Annotated in this window: 13 protein-coding genes; 12 read left to right on the top strand and 1 reads right to left on the bottom strand. The window is 41.6% G+C overall.

Annotation, left to right across the window (positions count from 1 at the left end; genetic code table 11):
• Nucleotides 1-141: 141 nt before the first annotated feature.
• From topA to J0X13_RS07820, 7 genes are all read left to right on the top strand, one after another.
• Nucleotides 142-2,628, top strand: coding sequence for a type I DNA topoisomerase (topA, locus tag J0X13_RS07850; protein ID WP_207070913.1), 2,487 nt, complete (start codon nt 142-144; stop codon nt 2,626-2,628).
• Nucleotide 2,629: 1 nt separating this feature from the next.
• Complete coding sequence (locus tag J0X13_RS07845) at nt 2,630-3,787, top strand: formimidoylglutamase (protein ID WP_207070912.1); 1,158 nt, start codon at nt 2,630-2,632, stop codon at nt 3,785-3,787.
• A 122-nt stretch (nt 3,788-3,909) separates the two neighbouring features.
• Complete coding sequence (porK, locus tag J0X13_RS07840) at nt 3,910-5,286, top strand: T9SS ring complex lipoprotein PorK/GldK (RefSeq protein WP_207070911.1); 1,377 nt, start codon at nt 3,910-3,912, stop codon at nt 5,284-5,286.
• Between the two features lie 85 nt (nt 5,287-5,371).
• Entirely contained in the window at nt 5,372-6,028 is a 657-nt protein-coding gene (gene porL / locus J0X13_RS07835) for a type IX secretion system motor protein PorL/GldL (RefSeq protein ID WP_207030081.1), read from the top strand.
• Between the two features lie 63 nt (nt 6,029-6,091).
• Complete coding sequence (gene porM, locus J0X13_RS07830) at nt 6,092-7,663, top strand: type IX secretion system motor protein PorM/GldM (protein WP_207070910.1); 1,572 nt, start codon at nt 6,092-6,094, stop codon at nt 7,661-7,663.
• Nucleotides 7,664-7,689: 26 nt separating this feature from the next.
• The gene (gene porN / locus J0X13_RS07825; protein WP_207070909.1) at nt 7,690-8,592 is read left to right on the top strand and encodes a type IX secretion system ring subunit PorN/GldN; all 903 of its coding nucleotides are present in this window, start codon (nt 7,690-7,692) and stop codon (nt 8,590-8,592) included.
• 117 nt (nt 8,593-8,709) lie between these two features.
• Nucleotides 8,710-9,765, top strand: coding sequence for an NAD(P)/FAD-dependent oxidoreductase (locus tag J0X13_RS07820; protein WP_207070908.1), 1,056 nt, complete (start codon nt 8,710-8,712; stop codon nt 9,763-9,765).
• Here J0X13_RS07820 and J0X13_RS07815 read toward each other — a convergent pair.
• Nucleotides 9,762-10,163 (bottom strand): DUF983 domain-containing protein, encoded by a 402-nt coding sequence (locus tag J0X13_RS07815; RefSeq protein ID WP_207070907.1) that lies wholly within the window; start codon nt 10,161-10,163, stop codon nt 9,762-9,764. The genes J0X13_RS07820 and J0X13_RS07815 overlap by 4 nt on opposite strands.
• Nucleotides 10,164-10,229: 66 nt before the next feature.
• Here J0X13_RS07815 and J0X13_RS07810 point away from each other — a divergent pair, with 66 nt between their 5' ends.
• From J0X13_RS07810 to J0X13_RS07790, 5 genes are all read left to right on the top strand, one after another.
• Entirely contained in the window at nt 10,230-12,143 is a 1,914-nt protein-coding gene (locus tag J0X13_RS07810; RefSeq protein WP_207070906.1) for an ABC-F family ATP-binding cassette domain-containing protein, read from the top strand.
• Nucleotides 12,144-12,278: 135 nt separating this feature from the next.
• Complete coding sequence (locus J0X13_RS07805; protein ID WP_207070905.1) at nt 12,279-13,166, top strand: leucine-rich repeat domain-containing protein; 888 nt, start codon at nt 12,279-12,281, stop codon at nt 13,164-13,166.
• 148 nt (nt 13,167-13,314) lie between these two features.
• Nucleotides 13,315-14,436, top strand: coding sequence for an efflux RND transporter periplasmic adaptor subunit (locus tag J0X13_RS07800; protein WP_207070904.1), 1,122 nt, complete (start codon nt 13,315-13,317; stop codon nt 14,434-14,436).
• Nucleotides 14,437-14,447: 11 nt separating this feature from the next.
• Complete coding sequence (locus J0X13_RS07795; RefSeq protein ID WP_207070903.1) at nt 14,448-17,741, top strand: efflux RND transporter permease subunit; 3,294 nt, start codon at nt 14,448-14,450, stop codon at nt 17,739-17,741.
• Nucleotides 17,741-19,066 carry a TolC family protein gene (locus J0X13_RS07790; protein WP_207070902.1) on the top strand — a complete coding sequence of 442 codons (1,326 nt, stop codon included), beginning with the start codon at nt 17,741-17,743 and terminating at the stop codon, nt 19,064-19,066. Before J0X13_RS07795 ends, J0X13_RS07790 begins: the two co-directional genes overlap by 1 nt.

The following is a 19,066-nucleotide window of genomic DNA, read 5'->3' as shown; positions in this document are numbered from 1 at the left end:
ACCAGTGTCATCAACGAACTCATATTAATATGGGATTTACGAATTTGAACCAGGATTTTTTTGGATTTTAGGGCTAAATCAATGTTGGTAAATGCCGAAGTTTAAATTTTAATATACTTTTGTTGAGACAAAACCCAGTGCATGCCAAAGAATTTAGTTATTGTAGAGTCCCCCGCAAAGGCGAAGACCATTGAACGATTTCTAGGAAAAGAATTTCAAGTAGAGTCCAGTTTCGGACACATTGCCGACCTTCCATCAAAGGAGCTAGGCGTAGATGTGGAGAACGATTTTAAGCCTAAGTATACGGTGGACAAGGAGAAAAAAGCCTTGGTGAAAAAACTCAAGGATTTGGCCAAAAAAGCGGAAACCATATGGCTTGCAAGTGATGAGGACCGTGAAGGAGAAGCTATATCTTGGCACTTGGCAGAAGAGTTGGGGTTGGACAAAAACAAGACCAAACGAATCGTATTCAACTCCATTACAAAATCGGCTATCCAAAAGGCGATTGAAAACCCAAGAGACATTAACTACAACTTGGTCAACGCGCAACAGGCACGCAGAGTGTTGGACCGTTTGGTTGGGTATGAACTATCACCGGTACTTTGGAAAAAAATTAAACCGGGACTTTCCGCAGGTAGGGTGCAATCCGTAGCGGTTCGCTTGATCGTGGAACGTGAACGCGAGATTGAAGGTTTTACTCCGGAGGCATCTTTCCGAATAAAAGCGGAATTTAAAACAGATGGAGGCAATGTTTTTGCGGCCAAGCTGAACAAAACATTTCCTACCAAGGAAGCTGCTGAAAAATTTCTTGAAGAAAATATTGGAGCAGATTTTTCGGTTTCCGATTTGGCAAAAAAGCCAGCAAAGAAATCACCGGCAGCACCATTTACCACATCCACCTTGCAACAGGAAGCGTCCAGAAAGCTTTATTTTTCGGTAAGCCGAACCATGCAAGTGGCGCAGCGTTTGTACGAGGCAGGGCTTATTACATATATGAGAACAGATAGTGTCAACCTGTCCAACGAAGCAATTGCAGCTGCAAAAGATGCCATTTTGGACAATTATGGCAAGGAATACAGTCAAACCAGGAACTTTACGGGCAAGTCCAAGGGAGCACAAGAAGCTCACGAGGCAATTCGCCCGACCGATATGAAACTACAGTCGCCCCAGTTGGAGCGCGACCAAGCTAAGTTGTACGAACTTATTTGGAAACGTACGCTTGCTTCGCAAATGAGCGATGCCCAGTTGGAACGGACCAATGTAAAAATAAAAGCGAGCACCCATAACGAGGAATTCTCTGCAAACGGGGAGGTAGTGAAATTTGATGGATTTCTAAAAGTATATCTGGAAGGAACCGATGACGAAGATGGCGAGGAGCAAGAAGGAATGTTGCCGGCCATGAATGTTGGGGACCCTTTGCAAAACGTATATATTTCCGCCACGGAAAGATTTACAAGACCCCCATACCGATTTACCGAAGCTTCTTTGGTGAAGAAATTGGAAGAGTTGGGCATTGGTAGGCCATCTACTTATGCACCAACGATATCCACTATTCAAAATAGGGGCTACGTGGAAAAAGGTACCGTTGAGGGAACCGAGCGCAAATATGCGCAATTGGTATTGGAAAACGGAAAAGTATCCGATAGCCAACTAACAGAGACCGTAGGTTCCGAGAAAGGAAAGATAGTTCCAACGGATATCGGGATGATCGTAAACGACTTTTTGGTGACACACTTCACGCAAATTCTCGATTACAATTTCACCGCGCAAGTAGAAGAGGATTTTGATGAAATCGCATCAGGTGATGAAGATTGGCAGGAAATGATGAAAAATTTCTACAAGGATTTCCATCCCAATGTGCTGGAGGTCGAGGAAAATGCCGAACGTGCCAGCGGAGAACGTGTGTTGGGTACGGACCCCAAATCGGGCAGACAGGTTTCCGTAAGATTGGGCCGTTTTGGACCGATGGTTCAAATAGGTACTGTGGACGATGAGGAAAAACCCGAGTTCGCCAGTTTGTTGCCCGATCAATCCATTGGAACCATTACGTTCGAGGAAGCGATGACACTTTTTGAGCTTCCACGAAAATTGGGAGTTTACGAAGGCGAAGAAGTAGAGGCCAATGTAGGTCGTTATGGACCTTACGTAAGGTTCGGGAAAAAGTTTATTTCCCTCGCCAAGGGTGAAAGCGCTTTTGATGTGGATATGGACCGCGCCATTGAACTGATCAAAGAAAAGCAAAAGGCCGATGCGCCGATCGCCACCTATGAAGGAAAGGACGTTACCAAAGGTAAAGGTAGGTTTGGGCCTTTTATTAAATGGGATGGCATGTTCATCAATGTGAACAAGAAATATGATTTTGATAACCTTTCCGATGGGGATATCGCTGAATTGATCGAGGCCAAAAAGAAAAAGGAAGCTGAAAAGCTCGTTCAAGAATGGCCTGAAGAAAAAATCAGGATCGAGAAAGCCCGTTGGGGAAGACATAATATAATAAAAGGTAGGGTCAAGGTAGAACTCTCCAAGGATGTGGATGCCACAAAAGTGACCTTGGAAGAAGCACAGGCCCTATTGGAAAAGAAAGCACCAAAGAAAAAAGCCAAGACAAAAGCAAAAGCTAAGAAATAGTATGGCCTTCGATTTTCTGGTTCCGGTTAAGGACAAGGTATTGGCACATTCCGAATTGCTGCCAGAACAAGCATTGGGCAAAAATATCCACATGCACACGGAAAAAGACGGACTTCCGGTATTCGCCCATGCCGATGTTGCCATTTTCGGGGTATTGGAATCCAGGAACGCTTTCGAGAAAAAACCAGAGAAACTCGATTTGGACGAAGTTCGTATCCAGCTGTATCGATTAATGATGGGCAATTGGAACTCTACCATCATAGATATAGGGGATGTGGAGGAAGGCGATACTGTAGAGGATACCTACTTTGTAGTGAAGGAAATTGTTGCAGGGCTTCTCGAAGAAAATATCATACCTATAGTATTAGGGCTTACTCAGGATATTACATTTCCTACCTACCGTGCTTTTGATAAAATAAAGAATATGGTGAACCTGGTCTCCATTGATAGTCGTTTCGACTTTGGTGAGGACGATGAACTGATCTCATCACATTCTTATATGAGCAAGATCATAACGGACAAGCCCAATAATCTTTTCAACTTTTCCAATATAGGATACCAGAGTTATTTCAACGCCCAGGAAGAAAAGGATTTGATGGAGCGTCTTTTTTTTGATGCCTATCGTTTGGGTGAGATTGCCGCCAATATAGAATTGGCGGAACCCGTTTTGCGCAGTAGCGATATTGTTAGTTTAGATCTACGGGCAATTCGTGCCAGCGAAATGGGCATGACCCGAAATTTTTCTCCCAATGGTTTTACGGGAAGGGAAATATGTGCCATTGCCCGCTATGCAGGCATCAGCGACAAGGTTTCCCTATTTGGTATCTACGAAGGGGAAAACTCCCACCAGGCTTTTCAGATGATAGCACAGATCATTTGGTATTTTATAGAGGGCTTGAGTTATAGAATAAAAGAATACCCGAGCTCTAAGAGCGAAGACTTCACAAAGTTCACTGTACCCACGGACACGGAGGAATTGATCTTCTTTAAAAGCCATGTCACAGAAAGATGGTGGGTAGAAGTACCAACAATTTTAGCTGAACATACTAAAACAAATTCGGTGGCGTTATTACCATGCACCGAAGAGGACTATTTGGATGCTTGCAACCAGAACATTCCCGAAAGGTGGTTTAAAGCCTATAGAAAAGGCCTGAACTAAATAAATTAAATTTTGATCATTAATTGTTTTTACACAATAATTCATTCAAAAATCAGTTTTGAGAATAATGAATCTGTGTATCACAGTTATTAAATCTTGAATCGAACAATTTAACCTAAAGTATGAGAAAGCTATTCTTTTCATCTATAGCACTTGTTTTTTTGCTTACCAGTTGTGGCTCTAAATCAAGGTCAAAAGGTGAACTAGTTGGGGTAAAGGGAAAAAAATGGCATCCAGAAAAACCCTATGGAATGGAACTGATTCCCAGAGGCGCCTTTGTAATGGGTAAAGCCGATGAGGATCAGGCAAAAGTATTGAATGCTCCCACAAGAACGGTTACCGTACGTTCCTTTTATATGGACGATACGGAAATCACTAATAGTGAGTACCGACAGTTTGTGGAGTGGGTCAAGGATTCCATTGTAAGAACCAAGTTGGCCATTTTGGCCGATGAGTTAGGTATTAGTCCTGAGGATGAAGGTATTGGTGAGTATGCTTTTAAGGATACCGACACTACGGAACTATCCGTTTATGACAAGTATATGCTCGACAACTATGCGGGTCTTGGAGATACCGGATATGAAGGTAGGGCATTGAATAAAGATGTTGATTTGGTATGGGATACTTCCGAATACCCGGATGAATACTATGCTGAGATAATGGATTCCATCTATCTTCCTGAAGAAGAGAGTTATAATGGTGTTAGAAGTATAGATGTCACCAAATTGAAATACAAATACAGCTGGATGGATATTGAAGCTGCTGCACGTGCTAGGTCCGGTAGCAGAAAAGATTTTATAAAGCACGAGGAACTGGAGATTTATCCGGATACTACCGTGTGGATTCGAGATTTCGAATATAGTTACAACGAGCCAATGCACAACGATTACTTCTGGCACGATGCATACAGCGATTATCCTGTAGTGGGAGTAAACTGGATGCAGGCAAAAGCTTTCTGTAACTGGAGAACAAAATTCAAGAACGACGATCAAAAAAGTCGTGGAAAGCAGTTCGTGAACCAATTTAGGTTGCCAACTGAAGCAGAATGGGAATATGCCGCCAGAGGAGGAATCGAAGGTGGTACTTATCCTTGGGGTGGTCCTTATGTGATCAGCGACACAGGATGTTTCATGGCCAACTTTAAACCGCAACGTGGCGATTATGCAGCCGATGCGGCCTTATATACTGTAGAGGCAAAATCCTTTGAACCAAACGATTACAACTTGTATAACATGGCTGGTAACGTATCCGAATGGACCAACTCCAGTTTTGACCCAGGTGCTTACGAATATCTGTCCACCATGAACCCGAACATTGGTTCACAGGACAATCAACGTAAAGTGATCCGAGGAGGTTCCTGGAAAGATGTAGCGTACTTCCTTCAGGTGAGTACGAGAGATTATGAATATCAAGATTCCGCTAGAAGCTATATTGGTTTCAGAACGGTTCAAGATTATATGGGAGAAGAAGATTCTACCGACGGAAGAAGCGGACTATAAAAAAACAACGAGAGAACATTATATAAATAACAAGTAAGAGTAGTAACCAAATACTTATTTATATAACTTAATTAAAACTAGAATTATGGCACAGTCAAAATCAACAAAAAAGCTGTTTAACATGGCCTACGGGCTTGGAGCATCGGTAGTAATTATTGGTGCATTGTTCAAGATCCTTCACTGGGAGTTTGGACCACTGACGGGTGGACTTCTTCTTGCGATCGGACTTATTACTGAAGCATTGATCTTTGCAATCTCTGCATTTGAACCAGTAGATGATGAATTCGATTGGTCTTTGGTATACCCGGAATTGGCCGGTGGAGAAGCAGATGCTTCCAGAAAACAACAAGCTAAGGATGCTCAAGAAGCCGAAGGACTTCTTTCCAAGAAATTGGATAGTCTTCTTAAAGAAGCTAAAATCGATTCCGAGCTTTTCTCCAACTTGGGTGAAAGTATTAAGAGTTTTGAAGGTGCCGCCAAGAATATCACTCCTACAACAGATGCTATTCAGCACACTAAAAAGTACTCCGAGGAATTGTCTCACGCTGCAGCTCAAATGGAATCTTTGAACAGCTTGTACAAAGTACAGTTGGAAAGCGCAAGCAGACAAGCTTCCATCAACGAAGAAGTAGTTCAGAATGCTGGTGCCCTGAAAGACCAAATGGAGTCTTTGGCCACTAACCTTTCATCTTTGAACGGAGTATACGGAGGTATGCTTACCGCCATGGGAGGAAAAAACTAATTAGAGTTTGATCAACAGAAAACAAACCAAATCAAATTAATTATTAAATCTAATTAGAAAAACATGGCAGGAGGAAAACAAACACCACGTCAGAAGATGATCAACCTTATGTATTTGATCTTCATCGCGATGTTGGCACTTAATATGAGCAAGGAAGTACTTGCCGCTTTCGGACTAATGAACGAAAAGCTAGAGACTTCCAACACAAACATGGACGCCAATAATAAAAGCTTTTTTGCAAGCTTGGAAACCAAAGCTTCCGAAAACGAAGAAGAGTACGGCGAACTGTACGAAGATGCTCAGCAGATCAAACAACTTTCAGATTCTTACTACAGTTATTTGGAAGGATTGAAAAAAGAAATGACCGCAGATTTGGAAGATGACAAAGACTATGTGGTTATGGACAAGTCTGACTACTTGGACCAAAAATTCTTTCAGGGCGACAATTTGGGCCCAGAAGGTAAGAAGTTCATGGAGCAGATTGAAACTTACCGCGAAGGTGTTATCAACGCTTTGCCGGAAGAAGGATTCGAATCTTTGAAATCAGCTGTTAAAGCACGTTTTGCCACTGGTGGTGAGGACGGTAAGGTGGAGAAGAGAGACGGTACACGTCAAGACTGGATCAACTATCACTACGAAGGGTTTCCATTGGTAGCCTCTTTGACAAAGATGACCCAGTTGCAGGCCGATATCAAAACTACCGAGCAAGAGGTATTGAAAACCCTATTGGAAGGTGAGTTGACGGAGGCTGTATCCTTGACCAACTTTGCAAGTTCTTTGAATGCTCCTAAAACAGCATACTACTCAGGGGAAAAATATGATGGTAAGATCATTGTTAGCAAAACTGACAAGACTTCCACTCCTGTAAAAGCTGAATTGACTTTGGACGGAAGACCATTGACAGAAGGTAAGGATTACGAATTGGAAGCTGGTGGTATCAAAATGTTGATCAGTGCCGGTACTCCAGGTGATCATACCATTAAAGGAACCATGACTTTTATGCAGGATGGTGAAGAAGTGCCAGTAGAAGTGAACAATACTTTTGCTACGATTTCCATGCCTAATGCAGCAGTTATTTCTGCAGATAAAATGAACGTGGTATACCGTGGTGTTGCTAACCCAATGACCATCTCCATCCCTGGTATTCCTGATAACAAAGTGACTGCATCAGCCCCTGGTTTGAGCAGAAGAAGTGGAAGTAGCTATGTTATGAACCCAGGTACGGGTAGGTCTGTGACCATTACAGCTTCAGGTACATTGCCTGATGGTAAGCCGGTATCTAGTAAGAATGAGTTCCGTATCAAGGATATTCCTAGACCAAGCGGTACTGTTCGTGGAGAGTCAGGAAGCGTGAAAATGCCAAGAAACAACCTGGAAATATCCACTGTTAGCGCTATGTTGGAAGACTTTGACTTTGATTTGAACCTTGCTGTAAGTCAGTTTAAGTTCAAAGTTCCAGGTCAGCCAACAGTAGTTGTAAACGGAAACAAATTGGATAGCAGAGCTAAATCTGTCTTGAAGAGAGCAGGTAGAGGAGAGTCTGTCCAGATATTCGATATCCAAGCTTATATCACAAACAACAAGAGCTACAAGTTGAAAAAAGTATCTCCTGTAGTGGTTGAGCTTACTAACTAAGAAGTATAAAAAGTATACAAGTGATCATGAATTGGAAGAACGCATTATTAATTGGATTGTTGGGCATATTGCCGGTATCAATCATGGCGCAGGCAAATATTTTAAATGCCAAGTTGCCCGAGGATATAGGTAAGAAAACCCAAGCTCAGATAGAGCAAGATGCTGATGAGCCTTTAGAGTACGGTTATGTGGATGATAGGGATATCCTTTGGTCCAAGACCGTTTGGGAAATCATCGATCTTGACGAAAGAGTGAACTTTCCACTATATTACCCGACCGATACCATAGGTATTGGAAAGGATAGAAGGTCGCTGTACCATGTTTTGATGAAGAACATCAAAAATGGAAACCTTACCGAGGTGTATACAGACTCCTACTTTACTGAAAAGAGAAAGTTGGAAGACCTTTCGGCCACTTTGAGCAAAGTGGATACCACGGACCTAGGATACGAGCAAGTAAATGCTGGTGAGCAGGTTTCCCCGGAGTTTATCAACAAAAGGGACCTGAACGCAGCGGATATTGAGGAGTATCGCATAAAAGGTATGTGGTATTTCGACAAGCGCCAAGGTGAGCTTAAGTATCGCTTATTGGGCATTGCACCGGTTGCCCCGGATGTTAACTTCATCGATGATGAGTCTATAGATCCAGGACAGAACAAAGTAGAATTGTTCTGGGTATGGTACCCTGCGGCAAGGCAAATTTTGCACGATGCCAAGGTGTACAACCAACGTAACTCGTCAAGGCCAATTACCTTTGATATGTTGTTGAACGCACGTCGATTCAATGCTGTTATCTACAAAGAGGAAAACGTTCACGAAGATCGTGAAATAAGCGACTACATTTTTGATAATGCATTGTTCCAGCTCTTGGAAGCCCAAAGAATCAAAGAAGGCATAAGAGACAGAGAGCAAGATATGTGGGCATATTAAGCCCATAGAATAATTCCAATTCTATAAAGCAAAACGCCGCACTTAGTGTGGCGTTTTTTTTTCATTAAACTAAAGTTTGAATGATTGATTGATCAATCAGATGTCTAATTTTGCAGTATGTTGGATTATTTAGTAGTAGGTCTTGGTTTAGCGGGAATTTCCATTTGCGAGGTATTGGAGAAAGAAGGCAAATCTTTTAGGGTGATTACCGATGAATCACAGCAAGCGTCACAAGTGGCGGGAGGTTTGTACAATCCTGTGATCTTAAAACGGTTTACCATGGCTTGGAAAGCAAAACAACAGCTACTTGGAGCCAAGCCGTTTTACAAAGGATTAGAGGAAAAATTAGGGGTAACGTTGGATCATGAACTCCCGGTACTAAGGAAGTTTGCCTCAATTGAAGAACAAAACCTGTGGTTTGAGGCGGCCGACCGTCCAGATTTGGATTATTTCCTGTCAACAAAAATTCTACCGAACAAAAATCCTGTGATTGATGCTCCACATGGCTTCGGCGAAGTCAAATATACAGGCAGAATAGATACCGGTGCTTTGGTTCGAAGCTACAAAAACTATCTTAAGAATTCCGATTCCCTAATGGAAGAATCCTTTGATTTTGATGAGTTGTCCGTATCACAAGAAAGCATATCATATAAATCCATTACGGCCAAAAAAATAGTCTTTGCCTGCGGATATGGTCTCAAGCAAAATCCATACTTCGGATATCTGCCTTTGAACGGGACCAAAGGCGAATTGCTCATTATCCATGCCCCCGATTACAAAGAGGAAAACGTCATCAAATCTTCCGTTTTTACCATTCCCATGAAAAATGATAAGTATTTGGTAGGGGCCACTTATAAATGGAAGGATAAGACCAACGAACCCACCGAGGAGTCCAAGAATGAACTTTTGGAAAAACTCATGACTTTTTTAACATGTGATTTTGAGGTTGTGGATCATGTTGCAGGTATTCGCCCAACGGTTGCAGACCGCAGACCTTTGGTGGGCAGGCACCCAGAACATGAAAACCTTTATGTGCTGAACGGATTTGGTTCCAGGGGAGTGTTGATAGGGCCGTATGCTTCTAAACAATTGTTCGATTACATAGAAAAGCAGTCGGAACTGGACCCAGAAATGGATATACAACGATTTACAAAAAAATACTACTCAAATTAGCCCTTAACTGATTTGTGCTTTTCGACTGCAGTAGGGTCGTACTTCACAAAAAAGTTGATCCAAATGTTTCTGGATAACCGTATGATCACGGGCATAAATACTACCAAAGTACCCACAATTGCAATAAAAGTTGTTGGTAACGAAGTCCCAAGGAACAAAAAGGAGATAACAAAGGCCGCCACCGCAAAGGCAATACCTACGGCGTAGCTCACATACATTGCACCGTAAAAAAAGGAAGGTTCGATCTTGTATTTTAAACCACAATGGGAGCATCTTTCGTTCATGCTGAAAATTTTGGACAACGCGTACGGATTGGAGTTCTCGTACATGCTCTCTTCATGGCATCTTGGACAGTTTCCTGTTAAAATGCTGTACATTTTGGTTCCTTTTTTTAACATTTGCAGGGTTTTTGCACAAAAATATACATTCGACAACTAAAGTTTTGTAAATAAGGTCACATAAAAATGCTAAATGTCCATAATCTTTCCGTAGCCTTTGGAGGAGAATATCTGTTCGAGGAAATTTCGTTTCGTCTTAATGGCGGAGATCGTGTAGGCCTCATTGGGAAGAACGGAGCAGGGAAATCCACGATGCTCAAACTATTGGCCAAAGAAATGCCCTTGGATGAAGGTGCTATAGCCACTGAAAAGAATATTAAAATTGGGTTTCTAAAACAGGACATTGATTTTGAAGAAGGAAGAACCGTTTTGGAAGAATCCTATCAGGCTTTTTCCGAAATCAAGGAGATGGAGCTCAAGCTAGATGAGATCAATAAGGCATTGGCCGAACGGACCGATTACGAAAGCGATGGTTATCACCAGCTTATGGTAGATCTGAACGATGTCACCCACCGTTACGAAATATTGGGAGGGTACAATTACCAAGGCGATACGGAAAAGGTCCTTCTTGGATTAGGTTTTAAGCGGGAAGATTTTAATAAGCTCACCGATACATTTTCAGGAGGGTGGCGGATGCGTATAGAATTGGCTAAACTATTACTGCAAAATAACGATGTGCTGCTGTTGGATGAGCCTACCAACCACTTGGATATCGAATCCATTATTTGGTTGGAGCAATTCCTTCGAAACTTTACGGGAGCCGTTGTTATTGTTTCCCACGATAAGATGTTTTTGGACAATGTTACCAATCGCACCATTGAGATTTCTTTGGGAAGGATTTACGATTACAATAAACCTTACTCACAGTTCTTGGTTCATAGGAAAGAAATCAAGGAACAGCAATTGAGCGCCCAAAAAAATCAAGAAAAACAGATTCAGCAGACCGAACGACTCATCGAAAAGTTCAGGGCAAAATCGAGCAAAGCCTCCATGGCGCAATCCTTGATCAAAAAACTGGATAAAATGGACCGTATTGAGGTTGATGAAGAGGATAACAGTGTGATGAACCTTCGTTTCCCCATTTCCGTTAACCCAGGTAAGGTGGTAGCAGAGTTGAACGGTATTTCCAAAAGCTATGGGCCAAAAAAGGTATTGGAGGGGATTGACCTAATGGTGGACCGCGGGAGCAAAACGGCCTTTGTGGGACAAAATGGACAAGGAAAAACAACCCTTGCCAAGATTATTGTAGGGGAACTGGATTATCAGGGCGATTTAAAGATTGGGCACAATGTACAATTGGGCTACTTTGCGCAGAACCAAGCTGAATATCTGGATGGAAACAAAACCATTCTGGATACCATGATAGATGCCGCCAATGAGAAGAACCGTAGTAGCGTAAGGGATATTCTGGGCTCTTTTTTGTTCAGGGGAGATGATGTGGACAAATACGTGAAAGTATTATCCGGAGGGGAACGAAACCGTTTGGCACTGGCCAAGATGCTTTTGCAGCCCTTTAACGTGCTCGTGATGGATGAGCCTACCAACCACTTGGACATTAAATCAAAGAATGTATTAAAGCAGGCCCTCCAAAATTTTGAGGGAACATTGATTCTGGTTTCTCACGACCGTGATTTTCTTCAAGGGTTGACCGATAGGGTCTACGAATTTAAGGACGGAGGTATAAAGGAGTACTTGGGAGATATCGACTTTTATTTGGAGCAACGTAAGATGGAGGATTTCCGAAGCGTGGAAAAAGGCGATCAAAAGAAAGAAGAAAAAAACCAAGAAAAACCCAAGGAGAATGATTATCACACCCAGAAAAAACAAAAATCCTTGAAAAATAAACTCAGCGGGGTAGAAAAGAAGATTACCAAATTGGAAAAAGAAATCGCCGATATTGACCACAATCTTTTAATGGACTACGATGCTACCATTTCAAAACCGGAATTTTTTGATAATTATGAGGGTAAAAAGAAGGATTTGGAGTCTTTAATGGAGGATTGGGAACAATTGTCCCACAAACTGGAAGCTCTGGATTAACGATTAAATTATTTTCTCACCACATTTTTTAGCGAATTCACAACATATTAGTGTGTATTCAGTGATTATTTTTGTAGGATGTTTCTCATTTTTATTACTTTGTAAGTAAATTCTTCCTGAATAAATAAGTAATAAATGATTCGAGTAGCCATTTTTTTCTTTTGCTTGATTTTTTCCACTAGTGTTTCTTTCGCCAGCGGACAGGTTTCCCCCAGAGAGAAATCTGCTTTGGTGGATTTGTACAACAGTACCAATGGTGATGAATGGAACGCTTCTTGGGATTTAGAAGCACCTATTGATACTTGGAAGGGGGTAGATGTCAAAGATGGACATGTAGTGGGTTTAACGCTGTTCATGAACAATTTAAATGGTACACTTCCAGAAAGTATTGGTGACTTAAAATATATCACTGAATTGAATCTTGCTTTCAATCAGATTACCGGAGTATTGCCCAAGGACATAGTAAAGCTTAAAAAGCTTAAGGTTTTTCGTTTGGAGATGAACCGGATTAAAGGAGCTATTCCAACAGGTGTTGGCAATTTTAACGATTTAGAGGTTTTTTCCATGTTCAATAATTTCTTGACGGGACCTATCCCCGAAACTTTTGGAGAATTAGAGAACCTGGAAGAATTAAACCTTTCCAGTAATAATTTAAAAGGTATTATACCAAAATCTATAGGAAACCTTTCCAATCTAAAAGCATTGGGTCTTTTTGAGAATAGACTAGAGGGGGAAATACCAGCAGAAATAGGAAATTTGGTTCAGTTGAAAGAGTTGGTTTTGTCCAATAATCACCTAGGTGGTGAAATACCTGAGGAGTTTGGTAAATTGGCAAGTTTGGAAATATTGCAACTTCAAAATAATCAGTTCGATTCTTTCAATGTTCTTCATAACATGGGCACAAAACAGTTTTTGGTTTTGGATACCGATGATAAAAGCCTGAACCCTAGGTTTAAAGATGTTCAATTTGAGCGTACTCGGATGGCAGATACCAAATTCGAGGACGAAAACGAAAACGAGTAGTTAGTTATTACTTTAGTTTGTTTGGTTTGGGGATGCCGTTTGGGGTCCCCTTTTTGCATTTGACCGGGTTCAAAACGCATTTTATGAAATATTTAACCATTGTAAAAAATGTAGGGAATAGATTTGCATTGATTAAACCAACTAGCGCATGCGAAAGCTTATTATATCGGCAGTTGCCGGTGGAATCATAATTTTTGCCTCCTTATATTTTGCGGGTATGATCGCAGGTAGTAAGGATAACAGAAGACCGCCTTCCCAAAAGGTGGTAAAGACCGTTTTTGTTGATACGGTAAAAAACACAACTGTGCCTATCATGGTGCCCGCCAATGGTAACCTTAGGGCAAAAAAGCGTGTAGAACTTTATTCAGAAGTGCAAGGTGTATTTAGACCGGGAAGTAAATTGTTCCGTACAGGACAAGAGTATGCGGCCGGTCAAACGCTTATAAGAATAGATGCCAGCGAATACTACGCTACAGTACAATCGGCCAAGAGTAATTTATACAACTTGCTTACTTCCATAATGCCCGATCTGCGACTGGATTATCCTGAAATATATCCAAAATGGCAGCAATACCTCAATGGATTTGATTTGGAAAAGACCACTCCCGAACTACCGAAGATGGATTCCGAAAAGGAAAAATTCTTCATAACCGGTAGAGAGATTATCACAACATATTACAATGTGAAGAATTTGGAGCAACGCCTATCCAAATATACCATTACCGCTCCTTTTACAGGAGTATTGACAGAAGCTTTGGTAACCGAAGGAACTTTGATCAGGTCTGGACAAAAACTTGGAGAGTTCATCAACACGGGACTGTACGAATTGGAAGTTTCCGTGAGTAAGACTTATGGTGACTTTTTGAGGGTAGGGAAAAAAGTGGAGCTTTTCAATTTAGAGAAGACCCAAACTTTTGTTGGTGAGGTAGCCCGGGTCAATGGAAGGGTCGATCAGAACTCCCAGACTATAACTGCATATATCGAGGTAAGTGGCGATAATTTAAAGGAAGGCCAATATCTTGAAGCCAATTTAGAGGCAAAAGAAGAAACGGACGCCATAGAAATTAACAGGTCTTTACTGTTGGAGAACGATCAAATTTTTGTTGTAAAGGATTCTATTTTGGATTTAATGGCAGTACAGCCCATATTTTTTACTGACAAGACCGTAGTGCTCAAAAACGTACCAGATGGCGAAGTGATCGTTGCCAAACCAATGACCGGTGCCTATGCGGGCATGTTGGTCAAAATATTTGATGAAAGTAAATCCTAACCTCCTCGGCCATGAGAAAAATCATCTCGTATTTTATTAAATACCACATGGCAGTAAATGTCTTTATTTTGGCATTTTTTGTTTTTGGGGTTGTTGGGATTCTTTCCTTAAAATCATCCTTTTTTCCGCTTAACGAAGCTCGGAATATCACGATAAATATTACCTATCCAGGAGCCTCTCCGCAAGAAATCGAAGAAGGGATTGTTCTTAAAATTGAGGATAATCTCAAAGGTTTAGAGGGTGTGGAACGGGTAACTTCTACCTCAAGGGAGAACAGCGGTACCATCAATGTGGAGATTGAAAAGGAAAGGAATGTTGACTTTATGCTGCTGGAGGTGAAAAATGCAGTGGATAGGGTGCCTACTTTCCCCACTGGAATGGAACCGTTGATTGTTGCCAAACAAGAACCTGTAAGACCAACGATAAGCTTTGCTGTAAGTGGTAAGGATATTCCCTTGGCCACTTTAAAGCAAATAGGACGTCAAATAGAAAACGATTTAAGGGCAATTGATGGAATATCCCAAATTTCAATATCCGGTTATCCAGATGAAGAAATTGAGATTGCAGTGGATGAGAACAGCCTTCTTGCCTATAACCTATCCTTTAACGAGGTAGCACAAGCCGTTTCCAATGCAAATATCCTAGTGACGGGAGGTAATATCAAAACCGTTACCGAGGAATACCTTATTCGGGCAAATAATAGATCATATTACGGAGATGAACTCTCCAATATTGTTGTTAGGGGAGACGCTGCGGGACGAGCGGTAAGACTGAAAGATGTCGCTACCATCAGGGACAGGTTTTCTGAAACGCCCAATGCATCCTATTTCAATGAGCAGTTGGCGGTAAATATTACAATTACCAGTACCAATACAGAAGATTTAATGGGTTCTGCCGAGAATGTAAGGCAGTACATTAAGGATTTCAACGAAAAATATACCAATGTTCAACTCGATGTGATCGATGATCGATCAATAACATTGACACAGCGTACCCAGCTCTTGACAGAAAATGCCATTGTGGGTATGATTTTGGTTCTGATATTTTTGTCACTTTTCCTTAATACCCGATTGGCCTTTTGGGTAGCTTTTGGACTTCCGATTGCATTTTTGGGAATGTTCATTTTTGCCCCAATGTTCAATGTGACCATAAATGTATTGTCCCTGTTCGGGATGATCATTGTTATTGGTATTTTGGTGGATGATGGAATTGTGATTGCCGAGAACATTTACCAGCATTACGAAGATGGAAAACCACCGGTAAAAGCCGCTATAGATGGAACTATGGAGGTGTTGCCACCTATTATCTCGGCAATTATCACTACCGTTTTGGCCTTTTCCATATTCTTGTTCTTGGATAGCCGTATTGGTGAATTTTTCAGCGAAGTTTCTGTTATTGTGATTCTGACTTTGGTGGTTTCTTTGGTAGAAGCATTGATCATATTACCTGCCCACTTGGCGCATTCCAAAGCATTGCATCCACAAAGTAATAAACCCAAAACTGGTATTGCAAAGGTTTTCGCAGAGCTACGGGTCATCAACAAGATTGGTGACAGAATCATGAACTATATGCGCGATAAATGGTACAGCCCCGCACTTCGATTCATGATGAACTACAAAATATTGACCTTTGCCTTGTTTTTTATGGCATTGGCCCTAACCCTTGGTTCCATAGGTGGAGGTATTGTCAGGACATCATTTTTCCCCAGGGTTGCCAGTGATCAGGTGTCCATTGAGCTTACCATGCCCAACGGTACCAATGAAAAAGTTACGGACTCCATTATAAGCCTTATCCAAGAAAAGGCCCATATAGTAAACCAAGAGCTTACGGATAAGTATTTACAAGGTATGGATACAATGCTCTTTGTGAATATGATTAAAAACCTGGGCCCGGGATCCTCCTCGGCCAGTTTGGAAATCAACCTTTTGCCAGGAGAAGAACGACCAGATGGTATCCGTTCAGATATGGTGACCACTAGATTAAGGGAACTCGTTGGACCTGTGATCGGTGTTGAAAGTTTGATTTATGGTTCTGGTGGCAATTTCGGCGGCAGTCCGGTTTCCGTATCCTTATTGGGAAATAACATTGCTGAGTTAAAAGCTGCGAAGGAAGAGCTGAAACAGGCAATGGAAGCCAACGCCAATTTAAAGGACGTTACCGATAACGACCCTGCCGGTATCAAGGAGATAAGGTTACAACTAAAGGAAAATGCCTATTTGTTAGGATTGGACCTTAGAACGGTGATGAACCAAGTAAGAGGTGGGTTCTTCGGAGCGCAAGCACAACGTTTTCAGCGAGGCCAAGATGAGATACGAGTTTGGGTCCGATACGATAGAGAGAATAGATCTTCAATTTCAGATTTGGATGAAATGAGAATATTGGCACCAAGTGGAGATCGTATACCGCTAAAGGAAATTGCAACCTATACTATTGAAAGAGGAGATGTGGCCATCAATCACCTTGAGGGAAGAAGGGAAATCCAAGTATCATCTGATTTAACGGACCCTGAGACCACCAGTGGAACGGATGCCATGTTATGGATACGAAACGAAGTTTTGCCGGATATTTTGTCGAAATACCCTTCCATTACACCTTCTTACGAAGGGCAGAACAGGGAAGCCAATAAACTTATCGGTTCTTTAGGTTTTGTTGGGCCAATCGTAATATTCCTGATTTTTATAGTGATCGCATTCACCTTTAGAAGTATCAGTCAGCCGTTGTTGTTGATTTTTATGGTGCCATTTAGTCTAACTGCTGTGGCATGGGGGCATTGGATACATGGATTCCCTATCAATGTACTTTCCATGTTGGGAATCATTGCCTTGATCGGGATTATGGTAAACGATGGGTTGGTGCTCATAGGTAAATTTAACATTAATCTGCGCAGTGGGATGACGTTTGATGATGCACTATATGAAGCCGGCCGCTCCCGTTTTAGAGCTATATTTTTGACTTCCGTTACTACAATTGCTGGTTTGGCACCATTGCTTTTGGAAAAAAGCCGTCAGGCACAATTCCTTAAACCCATGGCTATTTCCATTGCTTATGGGATTGGTTTTGCTACTATATTGACATTGCTCATGCTACCGTTGCTGTTATCTTTCGGTAACAATGTGAAGGTTTTGGCCAAAAGGTTGTGGAGTGGAGAAAACGTTACCAAAGAAGAAGTGGAACGAGCCATTCGCGAACAGCATGAAGAAGAGGAAATGGAAGCGGATAGCTTTGCTTTAAATGGAACCGGCACTAAAAATATTCCCCATAATGGGGAAGAAACCTCAAAAGTTGTAGAAGAAGAGACCACATAATGAAAAGTATTTTTTATACCCTATTCTTAACATTGGTTTTGGTTGGCCCTTTAGCCAATGCCCAAGACCAGGTCCTAAGTAAAGAAGAAGCCATTGATTTGGTCCTGGAGAACAACTTGGATATCCAAGTCGCGCGGAATACCAAATTGATTGACGATAACAACGCAGATATTTTAAATTCTGGTTATTTACCATCGGTGACAGGGAATGCCAGCGGGAGTATAGATAAACAAAATTCCGAAGGGGTTTTGGGCAATGGTGATACTAGAACAGCCGAGGGAGCCGAGACCAGAAGGTATAGTGCCGCTGTAAACGTTAATTACACTTTGTTCGACGGACTTGGCAGATATTACAATTATAAAAATTTCAAGGAACGCTCTCAACAGTCGGAACTTGAGGTAAGGCAGACTATAGAAACTACCATTTTGCAATTGTTTACCGTGTATTATGAAGTGGCCCGTCTTACCGAAAATACAAATACCTTGGAGCAGGCATTGGAAATTTCCAAGGATAGGCTAAAAAGAGCAGAGTATCAATTTGAGTTTGGACAGAATACAGGTTTGGATGTATTGAATGCCGAAGTGGATATTAATACGGACAGCATCAATTTATTGAATTCACGTCAACAACTGAGAAACACCATGCGGGACCTGAACTTGATCTTGAATCGGGATCTTTCCGCACAATTTGCCGCAGATACTACTATTGCTTTTGTTTCTGAACTTCAAATGGAAAGCATGTACAATGAGGCCAAATTGAACAATGTAAGGCTTCAGATCGTAGAAAAGGACCTTAATATGGGACTCAACGATATTAGGGTGGCCAAAAGCGGTTACTTGCCTACCATTGGTCTTACGGGAACTTACGGTTGGAACGAGTCCAATAACAACAGTCCGCTGGCCTTTGTGTTGCAAAATACGTCCACAGGTGTAACGGGAACAGTTAATCTTACGTGGAATTTATTCGATGGCGGAACTACCATCACAGGTATAAAAAATGCCAAAATTGCCTATAAAAACCAAGAGATTGCCAAAAAGCAGATTCAATTGGAGGTGGAAAGGGATATACGTAACGCTTGGGACAGTTATACCAACGCATTATATGTGTTGGAGGTGCAAGAGAAAAACTTGCAGACGAATCAAAACAACTTCAAGAGAACAGATGAGCGCTACAAACTTGGACAGGTAACTTCCATTGAGTTTAGACAGGCCCAGTTAAACCTACTGAATGCGGAATTGGCCAAAAGCCAAGCCAAATACAATGCGAAATTGGCCGAACTTCAAATGCTTCAGATTAGCGGCCAATTGCTCAATGTGAATTTTTAA

Origin of the sequence: [Muricauda] lutisoli (nom. illeg.) (assembly GCF_017313105.1) — a bacterium.
Lineage (GTDB): Bacteria > Bacteroidota > Bacteroidia > Flavobacteriales > Flavobacteriaceae > Flagellimonas > Flagellimonas lutisoli.
The sequence above is the reverse complement of the archived record's forward strand: the minus strand, read 5'-3'. Positions and strand labels throughout refer to the sequence as shown.